Below are 20858 nucleotides of genomic sequence, written 5' to 3' on the forward strand. Positions count from 1 at the left end.
TTATAATCCATCATGAACTCACAAGAGGTTATATTATCTGTCTGTTATTATCATTGAACATTAAATTAATTTTAAAAAACCATCACCTAAACATTTATATCAATAAAATAACCAATTGAATGTAAAACAATAAAAACAATTATTTAAATTGCTGAATACTAAATTAGTGAAACTACTGAAATAAATATCTACTCCTTATTTTGTGATTAAGATCGCATTGATTAAACATGAATAAGATTAAATTAATATTTACATTCTATTTTTAAATAGAAAATCATCAAAAAAATGATGTTAAATATAACAAGGTGGTTTTTATGAAAAATGAAGTCATCGTATCCAACTCATTGAAAGAAAATGAACTCGCTAAGTTATTTAATGATGAGATATTAGCAATCCATATAAAAGAATATGTAGATAGTCACATTGCAAACAAGCTCTCTGATTTCTTCCTCTCCCATAAAGATCTAGAGTGCCACCCTCATGACTTGAAAAAAGGAGATGACATTGTTTTAGTCGATTATGGTGTTGATAGAATTGGTGTCTCTTACAACACAACTTTTGGCAAATCCAAAGATAGCGATAGTTATAAAAAATACTTTGATAATGCATTACCCGCAATAAGAGACGTCAGAAATTTCTGTGCGCCAATGTTAGCCCCTTTCGACAAATTCCGTTTAGAGTTGGATGAAATATGGTCTGCGGGTGCCAGTATTGCCAATTTTGAAGGTAAAAAGATGCATGCAGGGATTGCCAGGGTTATGAGAAGGCCCGAACGTTCTTTCATGGTCGAAAAACAACCTCATTTTGATGGCCTTCAACAACAATCCATCAATTTACTGGGTCAATTCTCTGTGAATATATACATAAAAACACCGACAAATGGAGGAGAGCTAGAACTGTGGGATGTCCCTGCTATTCCTATCACCGAGTTAATTGAAGATAATCCAGAATATGATTGGCGAGGCACTCTGCCCCAATCCATTCTTATTAAACCAGAACAAGGAGATTTAATAATAATCAATACGCGGAAACCTCATGCAATTCGTAGTTTTCCTGACGGGTGCAGAATATCATTGCAAAGCTTTATCGGATTATCACTCAATAAACATCTTATGTTATGGAATTAACGATATGATCGCAGTAGTGAATACATTAGGGACATTTTTCCTTTTAGGTCTGGGAGCTGCGGCTCCCGTTGGTCCTATAAATATAGAAATTATGCGCCGGCACTTGAATATCAGTTGTCTTCACGCCGTAGTTTTTGGTTTAGGTGCTTGTTTTGCTGATATCATTTATTTATTACTTTTAGGCTTTGGTATATTACAATTATTTTCCAATACTATTTTTATGCCTATTTTGGGTTTTTTAGGTGCATTAATGGTAATTTGGTTTGGTATTATCAGCTTTATAAATAAGAAAAATAATGAAGAAAATATCAATATTATCTCTAAGCCCTATTATAGACATTTTTTTGATGGTGTATTGTTAACACTGTTAAATCCATACAATATTATCTTTTGGTTATCTGTCAGTGCACAACTCAACAACATTACATCGGACAAATACGGTTTAGCTATTGGTGCATCGGGGACAATTATTGGTGTTGTTTTTTGGGTTGTATTTATTAACACCGTTATATTTTTCTCAAAAAAAATGCTCAGTCATCGCATTATCAAGTTTATTAATTATGCCAGCGGTGTCACTTTAATTATACTTGGACTCTATTTCTTTTCATATTCACTGACATTATTTAATCTGAAATTTTCTTAGACCCAATAGATTTCGAGTTGCAGCGCGGCGGCAAGTGAACGAATCCCCGGGAGCATAGATGACTATGTGACTGGGGTGAGTGAAAGCAGCCAACAAAGCAGCAACTTAAAGGATGAAGGGTATAGATCAGGAAATGCTATGCCTGAGGGTCAAATAACATTTTTAACCAAACGAAATTCCGTGGAGATCCTTAGGCATAATTAAAGATCATCTGGATTTTCAGGTTGAAACAGGATCATAGATACCCCGCTTCTATCTCTGGCGCCAAAGTAGTCGGCAAGACGCTGCTGATCACGGCTTATACAGGCACTGCCTCGAGTCCGTGTTTTTTATAATGATTATGACACAGAAAAATCGCATGATTTTAAGCTTTCCTATAAACATTTCTTCTGTTGAAAAAAGGAAGTACGGCTATAGTACTAGAACCTGATCGATACCATAGAATACCAGAATATAATCGCGAAAATCCTTCTCCTCCGACATCGGGAACGATTCAATATCGCTACCGACTTTATCCGGGATCGGCAATACGGTTATTTGCGACGGAATAAACGGCGGTTCTTCATTCCCGGTATGGGCCGGAACTTTAAGTTCCTGTTCGTTCGGTGTCCATAAAATCGTCGGCCTGTTTTCTCCCAGCTCCCAGAACTCATAATTACCGGTGGTCCGGTTCAACCTCATCATATGAACCGACACTCTATCCAGACCACTTTCCGGGCTGACGTGATACCCCTGAACCGTTATCCTGCCGCTTTTTTCATCTCTGATCCAGCGGAAACGCACTCGAGTCGGGGCTTTACCAAATCGCTCGGCAATCTCACTAAGATGATACCGGTTTAAGTAATCATCCTCGCCTTCATTCAATCCTGGCGAATAAAATATTCCCATTAATCCAACCGTTACCGGATTCGGTGCCGCCAGCCAGCGCCCGGTACTGACCGCACTGCCACCAATGTAACGCATTACCAATGCTTCACTCGCCGCTACCGTGCTGCGGGTGGTTGCAGCCACTGCGGTAGCGGCGGCTTCCGCCTTATCTTTGCTGCTGCTAAACCACCGCTGATACCACGATACCTTTTTGTCCTGCGGTTTATCCGGTTTAGGTGGATGTTTGTTACTCTGTAGCAGCTGTTCAGGCTTTACTACCGTGACGGGCGTGGAAGATGACGAAACCTGATATATCGCCATCCTGCCAAAGTTATTTGCCGGCTCAGTCTCAGTTCCAGCATCGGTACAGCCTTTACCCCGCAAGCAGGATTTTGTAAATACCGGTATCGGCGGTGGCGCTTTCGCCACAGGAGGAACCGGAACAGACTGTACGCCCGCCGTTTTCTCCACCGGTGACGAGAAATTCTGCGCCGCCATGTTAGCAGGCGTTACGCTGTGATTAACCAGCTGAGATTGTTTCTCGTAGCTATCCATAATTGAGTTAATAAACCTAGCCTTACAGGGACAAGTACTGACACTATCCAGTGTGCCAGCCAGCTTGCGCCCCATGTCAAACATATCTGAGATACCACCAACAATCAGGTAAGTACCGGGATGTTTACCACAGGTAACCTTATCCCCTTCACGAGCAGTTGCTCGCCCATCGAACGTCATGGTGTGATCACCGGAAATAATCTGACCACCGCAGGTCGTTTTATCACCAACCAGCAGATAATATCCTATTGCCATCTATTCACTTCTCCATTGATTTACAACATGACGAGTGTATCTAACTGAAATCATCATCATGTTTTTACCATTTATGGACTAATAAGTGATCAATTATGCAATGAATTTAACTTAAGAATATATAGGAATATTCCGAAATTTATAGAAACTAGGTTGATTAATGCTTGTAATACACCACCATTTATAACAATTTGGATGCAATTTTTAACAAATGAAATCATCACAAATAAATTTGAAATTAATGATGATATTGGTTTTACATATCAAATGATTTTTTGGAAAAAACGTCAAATTGACAATATTTTAGGTAGGGTTTTTCAATATAAAAACAGCACCCAAAGGTGCCGTTTGAAATTAAAAATAAGTAATAACTCGTTATCTTCAAACTTAATCGTAGATATTTACGCGATCACGCAACTCCTTACCGGGTTTAAAATGAGGAACGTATTTACCTTCTAATTCCACTTTATCACCCGTTTTAGGGTTACGACCTACACGCGGAGCACGGTAGTGAAGAGAAAAACTGCCGAATCCGCGCACTTCTATCCGCTCACCATCTGCCAAAGTTTCAGCCATATGATCGAGCATTTCTTTCACTGCATCTTCAACGGTTTTGGCCGAAATATGAGATTGCTGGCCAGCAAGCCTTTCAATTAATTCAGACTTGGTCATTAGTACCTCCCTAAACTACCGTTTGGATAACACACTAATGTGTTATCCATCGTTATAACTTAAATTATTCGCCTTTAGCTGCTTTGAAAGCTTCAGCCATTGCATTGTTAGCAAAGTTTGCGTCTTCTTGTTTGTTCACAGAAGCGATAGCGTCTTTTTCATCAGCTTCGTCTTTAGCGCGAACAGACAGGTTGATTACGCGGTTTTTGCGATCAACACCAGTATATTTAGCTTCAACTGCATCGCCAACGTTCAAAACCAGAGTTGCATCTTCAACACGGTCACGAGAAGCTTCTGATGCACGCAGGTAACCCTCAACGCCATCAGCCAATTCTACTGTAGCACCTTTAGCATCAACTGCAGTGACTTTACCAGCAACAATAGTACCTTTCTTGTTCACAGACAGGTAGTTATTGAATGGATCTTCCGCCAGTTGTTTGATGCCCAGAGAGATACGCTCACGCTCTGCATCAACTTGCAGAACAACAGCGGCAATTTCGTCGCCTTTTTTGTATTCACGAACTGCTTCTTCACCGGTAACGTTCCAGGAGATATCAGACAAGTGAACCAAGCCGTCGATGCCGCCATCCAGACCGATAAAGATACCGAAGTCAGTGATTGACTTGATTTTGCCTTCAACACGGTCATTTTTGTTGTGAGTTTCAGCAAACAGCTGCCATGGGTTAGCTTTACACTGTTTCAGACCGAGGGAAATACGGCGACGTTCTTCGTCGATATCCAGAACCATAACTTCCACAACGTCACCAACGTTAACTACTTTGGATGGGTGGATGTTTTTGTTGGTCCAATCCATTTCTGAAACGTGTACCAGACCTTCAACGCCTTCTTCGATTTCCACGAAACAGCCGTAATCAGTCAGGTTAGTTACGCGACCAGTCAGTTTAGTACCTTCTGGATAACGCTTAGCGATAGCTACCCAAGGATCTTCGCCCAGTTGTTTCAGGCCCAGAGATACACGGGTACGCTCACGGTCGAATTTCAGTACTTTAACTGTGATTTCATCGCCCACATTGACGATTTCACTTGGGTGTTTAACACGTTTCCAAGCCATATCAGTAATGTGCAGCAAGCCATCAACGCCGCCCAGATCAACGAATGCACCGTAGTCAGTCAGGTTCTTAACGATACCTTTAACTTCCATACCTTCTTGCAGGTTTTCCAACAGTTGATCACGTTCTGCACTGTTTTCAGATTCGATAACAGCACGACGAGAAACAACTACGTTGTTGCGTTTCTGATCCAGCTTGATGACTTTAAACTCAAGCTCTTTGCCTTCCAGGTGAGTAGTATCACGAACTGGACGAACATCAACCAGAGAACCGGGCAGGAATGCACGGATACCGTTCAGTTCGACAGTAAAACCGCCTTTCACTTTGCCATTGATGATGCCCATAACTGTTTCTGCATCTTCGTAAGCTTTTTCCAGCATCAGCCATGCTTCATGGCGTTTTGCTTTCTCACGGGACAGTACAGTTTCACCAAAGCCATCTTCCACAGCATCCAGTGCAACATCAATTTCATCACCAACCTGGATTTCCAGCTCACCCTGAACATTTTTAAACTGTTCTACAGGAATAGCAGATTCTGATTTCAGACCTGCGTCAACCAGTACAACGTCTTTATCGATAGCAACAACTACGCCACGAACAATAGCGCCCGGACGAGTTTCGATAGATTGCAGGGATTCTTCAAAGAGTTGAGCAAAAGATTCTGTCATGTTAATGGTCTTCAAGAGTTTTAATTTAACGTCCATTTAGCCTCCAGCCGAATGGGGTTGTTTTACATGCCTTGCCACAATTCCCTGTTACAAGGTTGCCCGGTATGTAGAAAAATTTTATTCACCCACATACCTAATTTTTAGTACATCACCATCAATTATAAGCTAAAAACTTAAAATCGCTCAGGTAATAAAAGAATTTTTTTCGCATAATTTAGCGCTTTATCGATAACTTCTTCGATAGACATACTGGTTGAATCCAGTATTAAAGCATCTCCAGCGGGCGCTAATGGCGCAACTGCCCGATTACGGTCACGATAATCACGCTCCTGTATCTCGGACAAAAGACATTCAAAGTTAACACTAAAGCCTTTTTCCTGCAACTGTAGCATACGTCTGCGCGCGCGCTCTTCTGCACTGGCATCAAGAAATATTTTTACTGGCGCATCAGAAAACACAACCGTTCCCATATCACGACCATCAGCAATTAAACCCGGAGCGACCCGAAAAGCACGCTGACGCCGTAATAATGCTTCACGAACCCGTGGGAAAGCGGCCGCCTGCGAGGCAGTATTTCCTACTGTTTCAGTACGGATTTCATTACTGACATCTTCGCCTTCGAGTATCACACTGAGTTTCCCTTTTTCCGGGACAAAGCGTACATCAAGATTAGCAGCCAGAGGAACTAATGCATCTTCGGACCGAATATCCACCTGATGATGAATCGCTGCCAGTGCCAATACCCGATAAATCGCACCAGAATCAAGTAATTGCCAACCTAAAGCTTCTGCCAATGCTTGACATAGAGTTCCTTTACCGGCACCACTTGGCCCATCAACAGTTATTACTGGGGCTATCGCCACCATTATTATTCTCCTTTAGCATGGCAAATTCACTCTTCACCAAATGCTGAATCTTACTCAATAAAACAATCAATATCTGTAGCTCATTATACGCACTCAGAGGGTGATCGGAATAAGCACGTTCTTCATGAAATAGGCTTCGATCAAAGAAATGCACTTTAATTGAGCGATAATCCTCGCCAATTATGGTTTCTGCTGGCTCAATTTTTCCAGTTGATTGAAATAATCTGGGAAAGTTTTTGCTGTACAACCCGGATCGAGAATAGTAACCAGCGTATCAGACAGCGCTACCAGTGAAAAACACATTGCCATCCTGTGATCGTTATAAGTGCCAATTTCAGCCGGTAATATTCTTTGTGGCGGTGTGATTCGGATGTAATCTTGCCCTTCTTCTACCCCAGCTCCGACTTTACGCAATTCAGTTGCCATTGCATAAAGTCGGTCGGTCTCTTTTACCCGCCAATTGTATATATTACGAATAACGGTCTCTCCCTGCGCAAATAATGCCGTCGTTGCAATTGTCATCGCCGCATCGGGGATCTCATTCATATCCATATCAATGCCAGTCAATGTGCCACGTTCACATTCAACGAAATCATCACCCCAACGAATTTTCGCGCCCATTTTTTCCAGTACATTGGCAAATTTGGTATCCCCCTGAAGGCTATTTTTACCAATCCCGGTCACGCGCACAGTACCGCCTTTAATTGCCGCTGCTGCCAGAAAATAAGAAGCAGAAGAGGCATCACCTTCAACCAGATAATGACCCGGAGAAAGGTATTTTTGCTGACCTTTAATATGGAAAACCCGGTATTGATCATTCTCAACAGCAATACCGAAACTTTTCATCAATGCCAGAGTGATATCAATATAAGGCTTAGAAACCAATTCACCCTGAATATGAATCTCGCAATCATTTTCCGCCAATGGTGCAGTCATCAGTAATGCGGTAAGAAACTGGCTGGAAACACAACCATCTACAGTGACTTTACCGCCGATAAAACCGCCTTTAATGTGTAACGGTGGATAATTTTCTTGTTCCAGATAATCAATTTCCGCTCCGCCCTGGCGCAAAGCATCTACAAGATGCCCAATCGGACGCTCTTTCATCCGAGGTTCACCAGTAAGAATGATGTTATTTTTACCAAGGCATAATGCGGCAGCCAGTGGACGCATTGCCGTCCCAGCGTTACCAAGAAACAGCTCTACCGGCCCTTTACCGGTAATCAATCCACCCATACCGTCAACTTCACAGCGAGTACGATCATCAGACAAACGATAACTAACACCAAGTTCAGTCAATGCATTAAGCATATGGCGGATATCATCACTATCCAGCAAGTTAGTCAGACAGGTTGTACCTTCGGCAAAAGCCGCCAGTAATAATGCGCGGTTGGAAACACTTTTTGACCCTGGCAGGTTAATGGTTCCATTAATGTAGGAAATAGGTTGTAGCGTCAGGGATTGCATAAACAACAAGATCTCCGGTTGTTAATTAAATTTGTTCTAATTATAAGTGAGTCAATTTTGCGTTTGAGGAAATATTCGCTGGCACTGAATATCCGGGAACACATGTTCCCGGTTAAAGCTTAAAAATCAACCATTACGGCGTTCAAAATCAGTCATAAAATCGACCAAAGCCCGAACACCTTCTATCGGCATTGCATTATAAATAGAAGCACGCATACCACCGGAAATACGGTGTCCTTTCAGTGCCTGCAATCCTTGTGCTTCCGCTTCTGTCAGGAACTTGCTATCTAATGAAGCATCTGCCATTTGGAACGGTACATTCATCAGAGAACGATTCTCAGGGGCAATCTGGTTACGATAGAAATCACTGTTATCAATGGCATTATAAAGCAGTTCAGCTTTAGCCTGATTACGTTTTGCCATCTCTTGTAATCCACCCTGCTCTTTCAGCCACTTAAAAACCAGACCAGAGAGATACCAGGCAAAAGTTGGCGGCGTGTTGAACATAGAGTCATTCTCTGCCAGAACAGCATAATCAAGAATAGACGGAGTTTCTTGACGGGCTTTACCTAATAGATCTTCACGAATAATAACCAGAGTAAGACCCGCAGGACCAATATTTTTCTGCGCTCCCGCATAAATCATACCGTAACGGCTGACATCCAGTGGTTTAGAAAGTATTGAGGAAGAGTAATCAGCAATAACAACTTTGTTGTCATCAAAATCCGGTTCTTGATGAATTTCTATCCCATCGATGGTCTCATTTGGGCAATAATGAACATAGGCTGCATCATTACTCAATACCCATTCGTTCATTGGCTTAATACTTTTCAAGCCATTAATTTCAGTTTTAATATTAATCACATTCGGCGTGCAGTATTTTTTTGCTTCTTTGACGGCACATGCAGCCCAATAGCCACCATCAATATAATCAGCTTTAACCTTGTCCCCCAACAAATTCATTGGGATAGCGGCAAATTGCCCACGAGCGCCACCATGGCAGAATAATACTTTATAGTTTTCAGGCACTGACAATAAATTTCGCAGATCATTTTCTGCTTCTTTTGCCACCGCAATAAATTCCTTCCCGCGGTGACTAATCTCCATAATCGAAGTCCCAATACCATGCCAGTTGCACAGTTCCTGTTCTGCTCTACGCAACACTTCAACCGGCAACATAGCAGGACCCGAACTGAAATTATATACCTGATTCATTTACCTCACCTTATCTGACGAAATAACAATGATTGATAACAATTAAGAATCTGATATATCGGTTGTATCATTCCCATTTCATTGCTGCAATGGTTAATCAAGCGTTGAACAAAACTATCACGAAAATAACCAATAAACTTGGTTCATACAGCAACAAGTGGACTTCTTATTTTTTTCTCTTTTTATTTACAGTCATCAGCGGCAAGAATAATGTGAATGGCAAATCAGATAAGGCAAGAAAACCGTGATACTGGTAAAATTGCGCTGCATTATCGTCTTTTGCATCAACAAGCAGCGCATAAGACGCAATTTCCGAACGAATAGTCCTCTCAAGCACATCAGCTAACAATGCACCGCCAGGTCCCTGATTATTGCTCAGGGCGCACTGAATACGCCCTTTTGCTATCTTTAAATCAGGAATTAATATTTAACAAACATCTCGTGAATTTTTGCTGGATCATGAGTTTCAGTCAGCGCTAATTGTAAAAGCACTCTGGCTTTCTGCGGATTCAAACGTTCAGATGCCACAAAACCATATTTGCTATCATCCACTTCCGCATTCTGAGTCACATAACCTACTGGTACACGACTTGCTCTCACAACTACAACACCATCTTTAGCTGCCTGAGCCAAAGTATCGAAAATCGTTTTGTACATATTACCGTTGCCAACCCCTGCGCTGATGATCCCTTGATAACCCTCTTTCAATAGCGCTTTCGCTGGCAGATCAGAGGCGTTAGCATAGTTATAAACGATGCCGACTTTTGGCAGTTTATCCAGTTTACTGACATCAAAAATAGCCTTGTCCGCTCTCGGCTTAGCATCAGCGTAATAATTGACTTTACCGTTATGAATAAAACCTTCAGCACCAGCATTAATTGGCTGGAATGCCTGAACTTCAGTAGTGCTCATTTTCACCACGGTACGCCCACTGATAACCGCATCATTCATTGCCATCAACACACCACGTTTGGCCGATGCTTTGTCCCCTGCTACCACTACCGCGTTATACAGATTTAATGGGCCATCAGCACCCATCGCTGTCGATGGGCGCATAGCCCCAACCATGACTATCGGTTTCTGACACTGAGTCGTCAGATCGAGGAAGTAAGCGGTTTCTTCCATCGTGTCTGTGCCGTGTGTGATAACAAAACCATCGGTCTTGTCACAATCAGCATTGATTTTTTTCGCCAGAGTCAGCCACACCTGATCATTCATATCTTGTGAACCGATGCTTACCACCTGCTCACCTTTCAGGTTAGCGATTTCTTTGATCTCAGGAACAGCGTTGACTAATACATCAATACCTACTTTTCCCGCAACATAGTTGGATTCAGTTGCAGATTCCCCCCCACCTGCAATCGTTCCTCCGGTTGCCAAAAGCGTAATATTTGGCAAAGCAATAGCAGAACTACTAATTAATGCCAATAAACTGGCTAATGCTGTGTGTTTCATCTTTTTCATGCTTCTTCCTTAATAAAAAATATCCTGCCAAATTATGGATCATGATAACAATAAATCTGTGATACATACCAGACTTTAGCTACCGAAAAAAAACTCGTATGATGGGCGCCCCGTAACGAGCATTCATAAGTGAATACCATGACGCAAACCTTTATTCCCGGCAAAGATGCCGCACTGGAAGACTCAATCAATAGCTTTCAGCAAAAACTGCAACATCTTGGTTTTAATATCGAAGAAGCCTCTTGGCTGAATCCGGTTCCTAATGTCTGGTCAGTGCATATCCGCGACCGCGATTGCCCTTTATGTTTTACCAACGGTAAAGGGGCAAGTAAAAAGGCCGCTTTAGCTTCTGCTTTAGGGGAATATTTTGAACGTTTGTCAACCAACTATTTTTTCGCTGATTTCTATTTAGGACACGCCATCGCTAACAGTGATTTTGTCCACTATCCCAATGAAAAATGGTTTGCTTTACCCGAAGATGATTCGCTGCCAGCAGAGATTCTGGATGCCCGGTTACGTAAATTTTACGATCCCGAAAATGATTTATGCGCAAGTCAATTGGTCGATTTGCAATCAGGTAATGAAGAACGTGGTATCTGTTCACTGCCATTTACCCGTCAGTCTGATCATCATACCGTCTACATTCCCATGAATATTATTGGCAATCTTTATGTTTCTAATGGTATGTCAGCAGGTAACACAGTTAATGAAGCCAGAGTTCAAGGGTTATCCGAAGTTTTTGAGCGCTATGTCAAAAACCGGATTATTGCAGAAGGCATCAGCCTGCCAGAAATACCACAAGAAGTCATGAATCGTTATCCGGGTGTTGTTGCAGCGGTCAACACATTACAGGATGAAGGTTTTCCGCTCTATTGTTATGACGCCTCTCTGGGTGGGCAATTCCCGGTGATTTGCGTAGTTCTGTTTAATCCCAATAACGGAACTTGCTTCGCCTCATTTGGTGCTCACCCTGATTTTGGCGTAGCACTGGAACGTACTGTTACCGAGCTGTTGCAAGGTCGCAGTCTGAAAGATTTGGATGTATTCAATGCGCCGACTTTTGATGATGAAGAAGTTGCAGAGCATACCAATCTGGAAACGCATTTTATTGATTCGAGTGGTTTGATCAGTTGGGATTTATTCAAACAAGACGCTGATTATGAGTTTGCTGACTGGAGTTTCAGCGGCACGACAGAAGAAGAGTTTGCTACCTTAATGGCTATCTTCAACCAATTGGATGCTGAAGTTTATATTGCTGATTACGAACACCTCGGTGTTTATGCCTGCCGTATTCTGGTTCCGGGTATGTCCGATATTTATCCAGTGGAAGATTTACATATCGCCAATAACACGATGGGGACCCATCTGCGGGAAGCTTTATTAGCGCTACCAGATAGTCAATGGCAGCCTGAAGAATATCTGGCACTGCTTGAGCGATTAGATGAAGAAGGTCTGGATGATTTCACCCGTGTTCGTGAACTGCTTGGCATTGCGGTTGGTAAAGATAATGGCTGGAGCAATTTACGTATTGGTGAACTGAAATCCATGTTGGCATTAGCGGGCGGTGATCTGGAACAAGCGCTGATTTGGGTAGAATGGACTCAGGATTTTAACGCCTCCGTCTTCACAACCGAACGAGCTAATTATTATCGCTGTATGCAAACACTGCTTTTACTGACTCAAGAAGCAGACAAAGAGCCTGCACAATATTACCCGGCATTCGTAAAAATGTACGGACAGGAAACTATTGAAGCAGCTTCAGCAGCTATTTCTGGTGAAAATTGTTTTTACGGCTTGTGGTCAGTCGATGCAGATTTAAAATCACTCTCCGCTCATCAGGCTTTATTAGCCGCTTATGAGAAATTGCAAAAAGCAAAACGTAATTTCTGGAACGCAAAATAAAATTGTAGAAAAGACAATTTATCATTAAAGGTAAAATTCAGGTTAAATTCCCATTTATTTATAACAACAAATAAATAACAATTTAACCTGTAATTTTACTTATCAAACTTGCTATCCGTGGTCAAATAAAAAAATACAATAATTTTTAAAATTTTTTTATTTTATAAAAATCAATAAATTAACGATAATTTTAACCATTTCACTCCCTAAAACCACGTTTACTTTCTGAGAATCATGATCTATATCAAATTTACACCACTAAGCCTTTGTTACTATCGTTACGTACCATGACTAATTAATCATAAAGAGAAGTTAGTATGAAAGCTGACACCCCTTTTAATTTATTATCGCCTGCAGTGATAGCAAAATTTGCTGATGATGCTGGTGTTTATAAAACCACTAAACATCCTGCAACCACCTATATATCAGCAATAACCGCCGGCTTTTTTATTTCTATTGCCTTTGTTTTTTACATCACCGCGACCACAGGCACTGAATCTGTCCCTTATGGCTTAGCTAAATTAGTCGGCGGAATCTGTTTCTCACTTGGATTAATGTTAGTTGTGGTTTGTGGCGCAGATCTATTTACTTCCACTGTGCTGACGATTATTTCTAAAGCTACCGGGCGTATAACCTGGCGTCAGATGTTTAAAAACTGGCTTAACGTTTATTTCGGTAATTTAATTGGCGCATTATTTTTCGTCACTATTATTTGGTTTGCTGGTCAATATCGTGTCGCTAATGGATTATGGGGTCTGAACGTACTGCAAACCGCTGACCATAAAGTGCACCACACTTTTATTGAAGCCGTATTCTTAGGCATGCTTGCCAACTTGATGGTTTGTCTCGCCGTTTGGATGAGTTATGCCGGACGCAGTTTAATAGACAAAATATTTGCCATGATTTTACCCGTAGGCATGTTCGTTGCCAGCGGTTTTGAGCACAGTATTGCTAACATGTTTTTAATTCCGCTTGGCATTGTTATTAAGAATTTCGCGCCCACTGAATTCTGGATCAATGTGGGAGCAACACCTGACCAATTCTCTCAGCTCACTGTTTCACACTTCATTATTGACAATTTAATTCCCGTCACCATTGGTAACATTATCGGTGGCGCAGTTTTAGTGGGTTTGACTTACTGGTTAATTTATCTGCGTAGCGAGCAAAAACATTAATTAGCTCCCTCGCCTGATTTTTCAAAAGTTCGATTATTAAATTAAGGTAGACGTATCATGACTGAGTTAAATGAAAAATTCTCTGTAGCATGGCAAGGTTTTAATCAGGGTGACTGGCAAAACGAAGTCAATATCCGTGATTTCATCCAGCAAAATTATACGCCATATGAGGGTGATGAATCTTTCCTCGCAAGCTCTACCAAAGCAACCGATGCTTTGTGGGAAAAAGTCATGGAAGGTATCAAAATCGAAAACCGTACTCATGCACCGGTTGATTTTGACACTGATGTCGCTGCTACCATTACTTCCCATGATGCGGGTTACATTGAAAAAGATCTGGAAACCATCGTTGGCCTGCAAACGGAAGCGCCACTAAAACGTGCCCTGATCCCCTTTGGCGGTATAAAAATGGTAGAAGGATCATGTAAAGTTTATGGCCGTGAACTCGATCCTAACTTAAAACAAATTTTCACTGAATACCGCAAAACGCATAACCAAGGTGTTTTTGATGTTTACACACCCGATATTCTGAAATGCCGCAAATCTGGCGTTTTAACAGGTCTGCCTGATGCCTATGGCCGCGGTCGCATTATTGGTGATTACCGCCGTGTTGCAGTCTACGGTATCGATTTCTTACGTAACGATAAATTAGCCCAATTCAATTCATTGCAGGAAAAACTGGAAAATGGTGAAGATCTGGCGATGACCATTCAGTTGCGTGAAGAGATTGCTGAGCAGCATCGTGCCCTGGGCCAAATTAAAGAGATGGCAGCTAAATACGGCTATGATATTTCTGGCCCTGCCACGAATGCCCAGGAAGCAATACAGTGGACTTATTTCGCTTATCTGGCGGCGGTTAAATCTCAAAATGGCGCTGCGATGTCTTTCGGTCGCGTTTCCAGTTTCCTGGATATCTACATCGAACGTGATCTGCAAGCAGGTAAATTGACCGAAGTTGAAGCGCAGGAATTGATCGACCATCTGGTCATGAAGTTACGTATGGTGCGTTTCCTGCGTACACCTGAATATGACGAACTGTTCTCCGGTGATCCAATCTGGGCAACAGAATCCCTGGCGGGTATGGGACTGGATGGCCGCACGCTGGTCACTAAAAACAGCTTCCGCTTCCTGAACACCCTGTACACCATGGGTCCGTCACCAGAACCCAATATGACTATCTTGTGGTCTGAAAAACTGCCGGTAAATTTCAAAAAATTCGCGGCAAAAGTTTCCATCGACACCTCATCTTTGCAATATGAGAACGATGATTTGATGCGCCCTGACTTCAACAACGATGATTACGCTATTGCTTGCTGTGTCAGCCCGATGATTGTGGGTAAACAAATGCAATTCTTCGGCGCTCGCGCAAACCTGGCTAAGACCATGCTGTACGCAATCAACGGCGGCGTGGACGAAAAACTGAAAATGCAGGTTGGCCCGAAAGAAGAACCAATGAAAGATGAAGTACTGGACTATGACAAAGTTATGGCCCGTATGGACCATTTCATGGACTGGTTGGCAAAACAGTATGTCACAGCATTAAATATCATCCACTATATGCATGACAAATACAGCTACGAAGCCGCACTGATGGCCCTGCATGACCGTGACGTTCATCGTACTATGGCATGTGGCATTGCCGGTCTGTCTGTCGCCGCTGACTCTCTGTCTGCTATTAAATATGCCAAAGTCACACCGATCCGTGACGAAGATGGTTTAGCTATTGATTTCAACATTGAAGGTGAATACCCACAATTTGGTAACAACGATTCACGCGTCGATGATATCGCCTGTGATCTGGTTGAGCGCTTCATGAAGAAAATCCAGCAACTGAATACTTATCGTAACTCAGTTCCTACTCAGTCCGTCCTGACTATCACCTCTAACGTGGTCTATGGTAAGAAAACCGGTAACACGCCTGATGGACGTCGCGCTGGTGCGCCATTTGGACCTGGCGCAAACCCAATGCACGGTCGTGATCAAAAAGGCGCCGTCGCTTCTCTGACCTCTGTGGCTAAACTGCCATTCGCCTATGCGAAAGACGGTATTTCTTATACTTTCTCTATCGTACCGAACGCATTAGGCAAAGATGATGAAACACGTAAAACTAACCTGGCTGGTTTATTGGATGGCTATTTCCACCACGAAACCGATATTGAAGGTGGTCAGCATCTCAACGTTAACGTAATGAACCGTGACATGTTGCTCGAAGCCATGGAAGATCCTGAGAAATATCCTCAGCTTACCATCCGGGTATCTGGTTATGCAGTGCGTTTCAATTCATTAACTAAAGAACAACAACAAGATGTGATCACCCGCACTTTTACTCAATCTATGTAATAATCTGTCATCAAAATAAAAGGTCCTAATCCCTAATTAGGGCCTTTCAATCAGTTTTGGAGCCATCCTGTTATGTCCGTACCTGGCCGTATCCACTCTTTTGAATCCTGTGGCACCGTTGATGGTCCAGGTATCCGGTTTATCGTCTTCTTTCAAGGCTGCCTGATGCGCTGTCTTTATTGCCATAACCGCGATACATGGGATACCCACGGCGGCAAAGACGTTACTGTCGAAGAGCTCATAAAAGAAGCGACAACCTATCGTCATTTTATGAATGCATCAGGGGGTGGCGTTACTGCATCGGGTGGTGAAGCCATTCTTCAAGCTGAATTTGTACGTGATTGGTTCAGAGCCTGTCGTGCCGAAGATATTCATACCTGTCTTGATACCAATGGATTTGTGCGTCGCTATGATCCAGTTATTGACGAGCTGATGGATGTGACTGATCTTGTCATGCTTGATTTAAAACAGATTAATGATGAAATTCACCAAAAATTAGTGGGTGTTTCAAATCATCGCACTTTGGAATTTGCCCGCTATCTGGCTAAACGTAATCAAAAAACCTGGATTCGTTATGTTGTAGTACCAGGCTGGTCTGATGATGATGAATCCGCTCATAGGCTAGGCGAATTTACCCGAAATATGAAAAATATTGAAAAAATCGAGCTTCTGCCTTACCACGAACTGGGTAAACATAAATGGATTACCATGGGTGAGGAATATAAGCTGGAAGGTGTGAAACCGCCAGCAAAAGAGACAATGGACAGAGTTAAAGGTATTTTGGAAAGTTATGGGCATAAGGTTGTGTATTGAATTTCTTAACCCCCACTCCTGAAATGAAATGTGAAGTACAGTAAAACTGAAAATCGGATTAGTCCGGTTTTCAAAATTAAAATAAAAAAGAGAACATCTATCAATTCAAGCCTAATTTCTCCGAAAGACAAAAATGCATTCAGGAAATAACCGAAGAACTGGTATTTATATTTCCAGGCTAACTGCTCCTGCGTCTAAAACACACTTAAGAAAATATCCTTATTAGGCAAAAATAAATATTGACTTATGATTTACATTGTATATTTTTAATACATTGCACTATATTAAGTTAAGCTTCAAAGAAACAGGTTGTCTGTTATGGATACTTTAGATGAATTCTACGAAAGAAACCCTTGGGCCAGAGGGTACTTTGATAATAGTACCAATGAAGCAAGGAAACTTCTGAAAATTCAGATGGATAAACAAAACGAGTTGATGGTGCTCATGGATAGAGTTGCCAACAAATATATGAAATGGAGCCTGGCTAAAGACTATTTTATCCATGAAGTTATTTCTTATTCTGAAGATATCACCGCAAAGATAAATACTGGGGAGCTTTCAATCTCTGAAGCAATAGCTTCATTGGATGAAGAAATGCGATCGTTAGAAAAACAGGATGCCATGCTTTCTCAAAAGAGAGTAAGGCAAGCCATCGTTGTAAAGAAAAAAACTATCGATGAAAATGTTAAAAACAGGAATGATAAAACAGTCAATCTGATCATCTCATGGATTGGATTTGTATCTGGAAGTATGCAATTCATTGGTGGTTTTTTGCTTACTGATACAGGCATTGGAGCCGCACCTGGAGCGCTATTAATGGCACATGGCTTTAATAACGTTGTTGAAAGTGAGCATTATATTCTTTATCGTGAAAGTTATACTGGGCCGGTTAAATTTATCTACGAAGGGGTTGGAGAAAAAGTTTTTGGGATGGATAAGAGCAATGCTGATGTGATATATACATCGGTTGATGTTGGTATGTCCCTGAATGGATTACTTGGCTATAAACTCGAGCCAGATAGTCAAAGATTATATCGGTATATAAATGCTGATCTGCTTTGGGGATTAAAACACCAAGGAATTAAGATGATGAGTACAGAAGATATAATTTTAGAAATTGCTGGTGATTTAAATACTATATATGGTCAAGCGAGGAACTACAGATGAATTCGGTTTATGTTTCACTGTCTTTAATTCTACTATTCCCTGTTTATTTTTGTATAAAAAGATTGTTAATGTCACCTGATTTTTATCCTCATCTTTACGCAATAATATTACCATTGATTTTCTCAGCATTTCATTTCTATGTTTTTAATTTTGATTCAATACCTTTTTTGAATATAAATACCATTGATAACGATTTTTTACATTATTACTCTTTAGCTTTAGGTTATTTAAGTTGTGTTCCTTATATAATAGCAAGAAAAGTTATTATTAAATAAATGTAATAGACAATATAGATCATATTGAGGACAGAATAGAATGGTTGACTATTTATATATTATTTTTTCTTTACTTTCACTTTATCCTCTATATATTGCTTTTAAAAAACTTTTAACCCCCTATGATGTTTATATTAACTACTCATCTGTACTACTTATGATGGCGTCTAACATTTTTCATTTACATGTTTTTCATACTGGCCAGATTCCATTTTTGGGTGTATCCGTATCAGATAATGACTTTATGCTATACACTTCTTTTGCTCTATCTTTTTCGTGCACTATTACATTTATGATTGCACACAGCAGACATTATAGAAAAAACAAATGGTAATTTTGCCGGTAAAACAAAACTATTTTACCGGCAAATAAATTAATAAATGCGCTCATCCCAAATACTATAAGCACTAGTCCCTGCTATATGATGAGTCCATGTGATGCTCTTATAACGTAAAGAGATCGTTTCTTGCGGCTGAGAACCAGCATGTGTTATCGAATGAGGATGATAAATAGCTAAATCAACGATCGTCGCCCCAATCACTTTTATGGTGTAATACAATTCCAGAATCCCGGCTTGATTCGTTCTATAACCATCAAAGATAGCATCCAATACTTCATTCTCTGAAATCGCTACCCCCAAAAGCGGTGACGACTTATCAATAGGCTTCTTAAATGTTATAGGATGATGATTGACATTCAGCTCTCTGGTTAGAGAGTGAGAAAGACTATATACCAGTATCTGGTCTATATGCTCCAACTGACCTTTGTTTCCAATTGAATCTATAGACGAACAACCTGCCGATATTAACCCCTGTTTATGGCCCTTTAAAGTTAAATAAATTAAGTCTGACATATACACTCCTTCTTAGTGTTAAAATACCAACGACTAATTATTGACGGGAATTTCCATTCTACATAAAAAAATATTCAATGGAATTAAAATCATTCCAACAATATGGATTTAGGTTAATTAAATTCATCCAAAGATAATATTGAAACACTTTGTTACAGTTATTTTCAATTTAATACAATTAAAAACATTTAGAAACACATTGCATAAAAACAATCAATTATTCTGGCTTATTTACCTTACTTAATGTTTGATGATTAATGAGATTAATATAATATACTTACCAGATCTCTCAAGCTGATTGCACCTGCTGAGATGCAATCAAAAAAGTGATTTAAGGTATTATGAATCAACCAATAAATTGGAAAAATATATGGATAATCAAAACCAAAATTTTAACTCCAACGTTATACCCGACAATCAAGAACTATTTATTCCTGATGGCCAGTCCCTCAGTAGCGTAGAAAGTGTGAAATGGATTAGTGAAGCATGGAAACTTGCCAAAAATAATTGGGGGATGTGGATATTATTCTGCATTATCTATCTCATATTTGTAGCTGGTTTCCAGTTTATTCCTTTTCTTGGCGTATTTGTTGGGATTTTTAACTCAGTATTTATCGGTGGTATTATTGCCGCGTGTGAACAACAGAGAACTACCGGAAAGTTCGAACTTGGACTATTATTCAGCGGATTTCAGAAGAATTTTGCGTCACTACTTGGCGTTGGTGCTTTATCGTTTGGAATTACACTCCTTGGAATTATTGCAATGTTCATTATCGACGGAGCAGAAATAACTGAGATTCTATTTGCCATACTGTCCAATAGGGATGTTCCATTCACAATAATTGAATACAGCTCACCTACACTATTTTCTAGTGTCTTTGTTTTAATAATTTCTTACATTATTGCTACCACTTTAACATGGTTTGCACCCGCACTGATCGTTATCCATAATTTAAAATCGGGAGCTGCCATATCGATGAGCCTGAAAGCAGTAAAAAAGAATTTATTGCCCGGCCTATTATTCTTTATCATCTCGACGGTCATGATCATAATCTCGGTACTAACTTTCGGTTTAGGTTTACTAATCTCTGTGCCAATACTTCTAATTAGCTATTATTCATCTTACCGTAGTATTTTCATCAGTAAGGAGAAATCATCCTCTTTAACTGCCTAAAAGATACACCTACTACTTGCTGAAAATAGCCACCTTATTTTCAGAAAACTAATAACAGTTCCTATGGTCATTAAATAAGGCAAGGAAGCCTCATATTAAAAATCGGCATTGAAATATAAATGTTAATTAATTTATATGAGATAAACTACAATATAATTATGCAAATAGCTTAGTTATTCATGTAATCATGCATCGCTTTGATAAGGTTAACAACACAAGTAACTCGCTGTTTGATAATTCATCAACAATTTCTCCTTCTTATGTCTATTTAATACTTGTCGATTAATAAA

At 40.6% G+C, this 20858-nt stretch carries 16 protein-coding genes and 1 pseudogene; 8 read left to right on the top strand and 9 right to left on the bottom strand.

The genetic code is table 11. From position 1 onward, the window contains the following. Window positions 1-314 precede the first annotated feature (314 nt). Both BO26_RS18750 and BO26_RS18755 read left to right on the top strand, forming a co-directional pair. Window positions 315-1127, top strand: coding sequence for a 2OG-Fe(II) oxygenase family protein (locus tag BO26_RS18750; RefSeq protein ID WP_036774192.1), 813 nt, complete (start codon window positions 315-317; stop codon window positions 1125-1127). A gap of 4 nt (window positions 1128-1131) precedes the next feature. Continuing rightward, window positions 1132-1770, top strand: a complete 639-nt coding sequence (locus tag BO26_RS18755) for a LysE family translocator (protein ID WP_036774193.1) — start codon at window positions 1132-1134, stop codon at window positions 1768-1770. A gap of 444 nt (window positions 1771-2214) precedes the next feature. Here the strand turns inward: BO26_RS18755 and BO26_RS18760 are convergent. The 8 genes and pseudogenes from BO26_RS18760 to ansB form a co-directional block, all read right to left on the bottom strand. Next, window positions 2215-3447 (bottom strand): annotated as a pseudogene (locus BO26_RS18760) (S-type pyocin domain-containing protein); the annotation flags it as partial. Window positions 3448-3834: 387 nt separating this feature from the next. Continuing rightward, a complete protein-coding gene (gene ihfB, locus BO26_RS18765) occupies window positions 3835-4119 on the bottom strand; it encodes an integration host factor subunit beta (RefSeq protein WP_036774195.1) in 285 nt (94 codons plus the stop codon). 64 nt (window positions 4120-4183) lie between these two features. Next, the gene (gene rpsA / locus BO26_RS18770) at window positions 4184-5857 is read right to left on the bottom strand and encodes a 30S ribosomal protein S1 (RefSeq protein ID WP_036774445.1); all 1674 of its coding nucleotides are present in this window, start codon (window positions 5855-5857) and stop codon (window positions 4184-4186) included. Between the two features lie 173 nt (window positions 5858-6030). Continuing rightward, window positions 6031-6723, bottom strand: a complete 693-nt coding sequence (gene cmk, locus BO26_RS18775) for a (d)CMP kinase (protein ID WP_036774197.1) — start codon at window positions 6721-6723, stop codon at window positions 6031-6033. Window positions 6724-6903: 180 nt separating this feature from the next. After that, on the bottom strand, window positions 6904-8190 hold the full coding sequence (gene aroA / locus BO26_RS18780; protein ID WP_036774200.1) for a 3-phosphoshikimate 1-carboxyvinyltransferase: 1287 nt from the start codon (window positions 8188-8190) through the stop codon (window positions 6904-6906). A gap of 126 nt (window positions 8191-8316) precedes the next feature. Continuing rightward, complete coding sequence (gene serC, locus BO26_RS18785) at window positions 8317-9405, bottom strand: 3-phosphoserine/phosphohydroxythreonine transaminase (RefSeq protein WP_036774203.1); 1089 nt, start codon at window positions 9403-9405, stop codon at window positions 8317-8319. A 166-nt stretch (window positions 9406-9571) separates the two neighbouring features. After that, a complete protein-coding gene (locus tag BO26_RS18790) occupies window positions 9572-9754 on the bottom strand; it encodes a hypothetical protein (protein WP_051691063.1) in 183 nt (60 codons plus the stop codon). 71 nt (window positions 9755-9825) lie between these two features. Then, a complete protein-coding gene (ansB, locus tag BO26_RS18795) occupies window positions 9826-10869 on the bottom strand; it encodes an L-asparaginase 2 (RefSeq protein WP_036774204.1) in 1044 nt (347 codons plus the stop codon). A 138-nt stretch (window positions 10870-11007) separates the two neighbouring features. On the opposite strand from ansB, the gene ycaO reads away from it, so the two are divergent. The 5 genes from ycaO (at window position 11008) to BO26_RS18820 (ending at window position 18266) form a co-directional block, all read left to right on the top strand. Beyond that, the gene (gene ycaO, locus BO26_RS18800) at window positions 11008-12771 is read left to right on the top strand and encodes a 30S ribosomal protein S12 methylthiotransferase accessory factor YcaO (protein WP_036774206.1); all 1764 of its coding nucleotides are present in this window, start codon (window positions 11008-11010) and stop codon (window positions 12769-12771) included. 317 nt (window positions 12772-13088) lie between these two features. Continuing rightward, the gene (gene focA, locus BO26_RS18805) at window positions 13089-13946 is read left to right on the top strand and encodes a formate transporter FocA (RefSeq protein ID WP_036774210.1); all 858 of its coding nucleotides are present in this window, start codon (window positions 13089-13091) and stop codon (window positions 13944-13946) included. Between the two features lie 57 nt (window positions 13947-14003). Continuing rightward, the gene (gene pflB, locus BO26_RS18810) at window positions 14004-16286 is read left to right on the top strand and encodes a formate C-acetyltransferase (RefSeq protein WP_036774213.1); all 2283 of its coding nucleotides are present in this window, start codon (window positions 14004-14006) and stop codon (window positions 16284-16286) included. A 72-nt stretch (window positions 16287-16358) separates the two neighbouring features. Further along, complete coding sequence (gene pflA / locus BO26_RS18815; RefSeq protein WP_036774214.1) at window positions 16359-17099, top strand: pyruvate formate lyase 1-activating protein; 741 nt, start codon at window positions 16359-16361, stop codon at window positions 17097-17099. A gap of 318 nt (window positions 17100-17417) precedes the next feature. Further along, window positions 17418-18266: a DUF4225 domain-containing protein gene (locus tag BO26_RS18820; RefSeq protein WP_036774217.1), complete on the top strand. Its 849-nt coding sequence runs from the start codon at window positions 17418-17420 to the stop codon at window positions 18264-18266. 648 nt (window positions 18267-18914) lie between these two features. Here the strand turns inward: BO26_RS18820 and BO26_RS18830 are convergent. Further along, the gene (locus tag BO26_RS18830; protein WP_036774222.1) at window positions 18915-19394 is read right to left on the bottom strand and encodes an Hcp family type VI secretion system effector; all 480 of its coding nucleotides are present in this window, start codon (window positions 19392-19394) and stop codon (window positions 18915-18917) included. A gap of 370 nt (window positions 19395-19764) precedes the next feature. Between BO26_RS18830 and BO26_RS18835 the strand changes: the two genes are divergently transcribed. Then, on the top strand, window positions 19765-20568 hold the full coding sequence (locus BO26_RS18835) for a BPSS1780 family membrane protein (protein WP_036774223.1): 804 nt from the start codon (window positions 19765-19767) through the stop codon (window positions 20566-20568). Window positions 20569-20858 lie beyond the last annotated feature (290 nt).

Origin of the sequence: Photorhabdus australis DSM 17609 (assembly GCF_000711895.1) — a bacterium.
Classification (GTDB): domain Bacteria; phylum Pseudomonadota; class Gammaproteobacteria; order Enterobacterales; family Enterobacteriaceae; genus Photorhabdus; species Photorhabdus australis.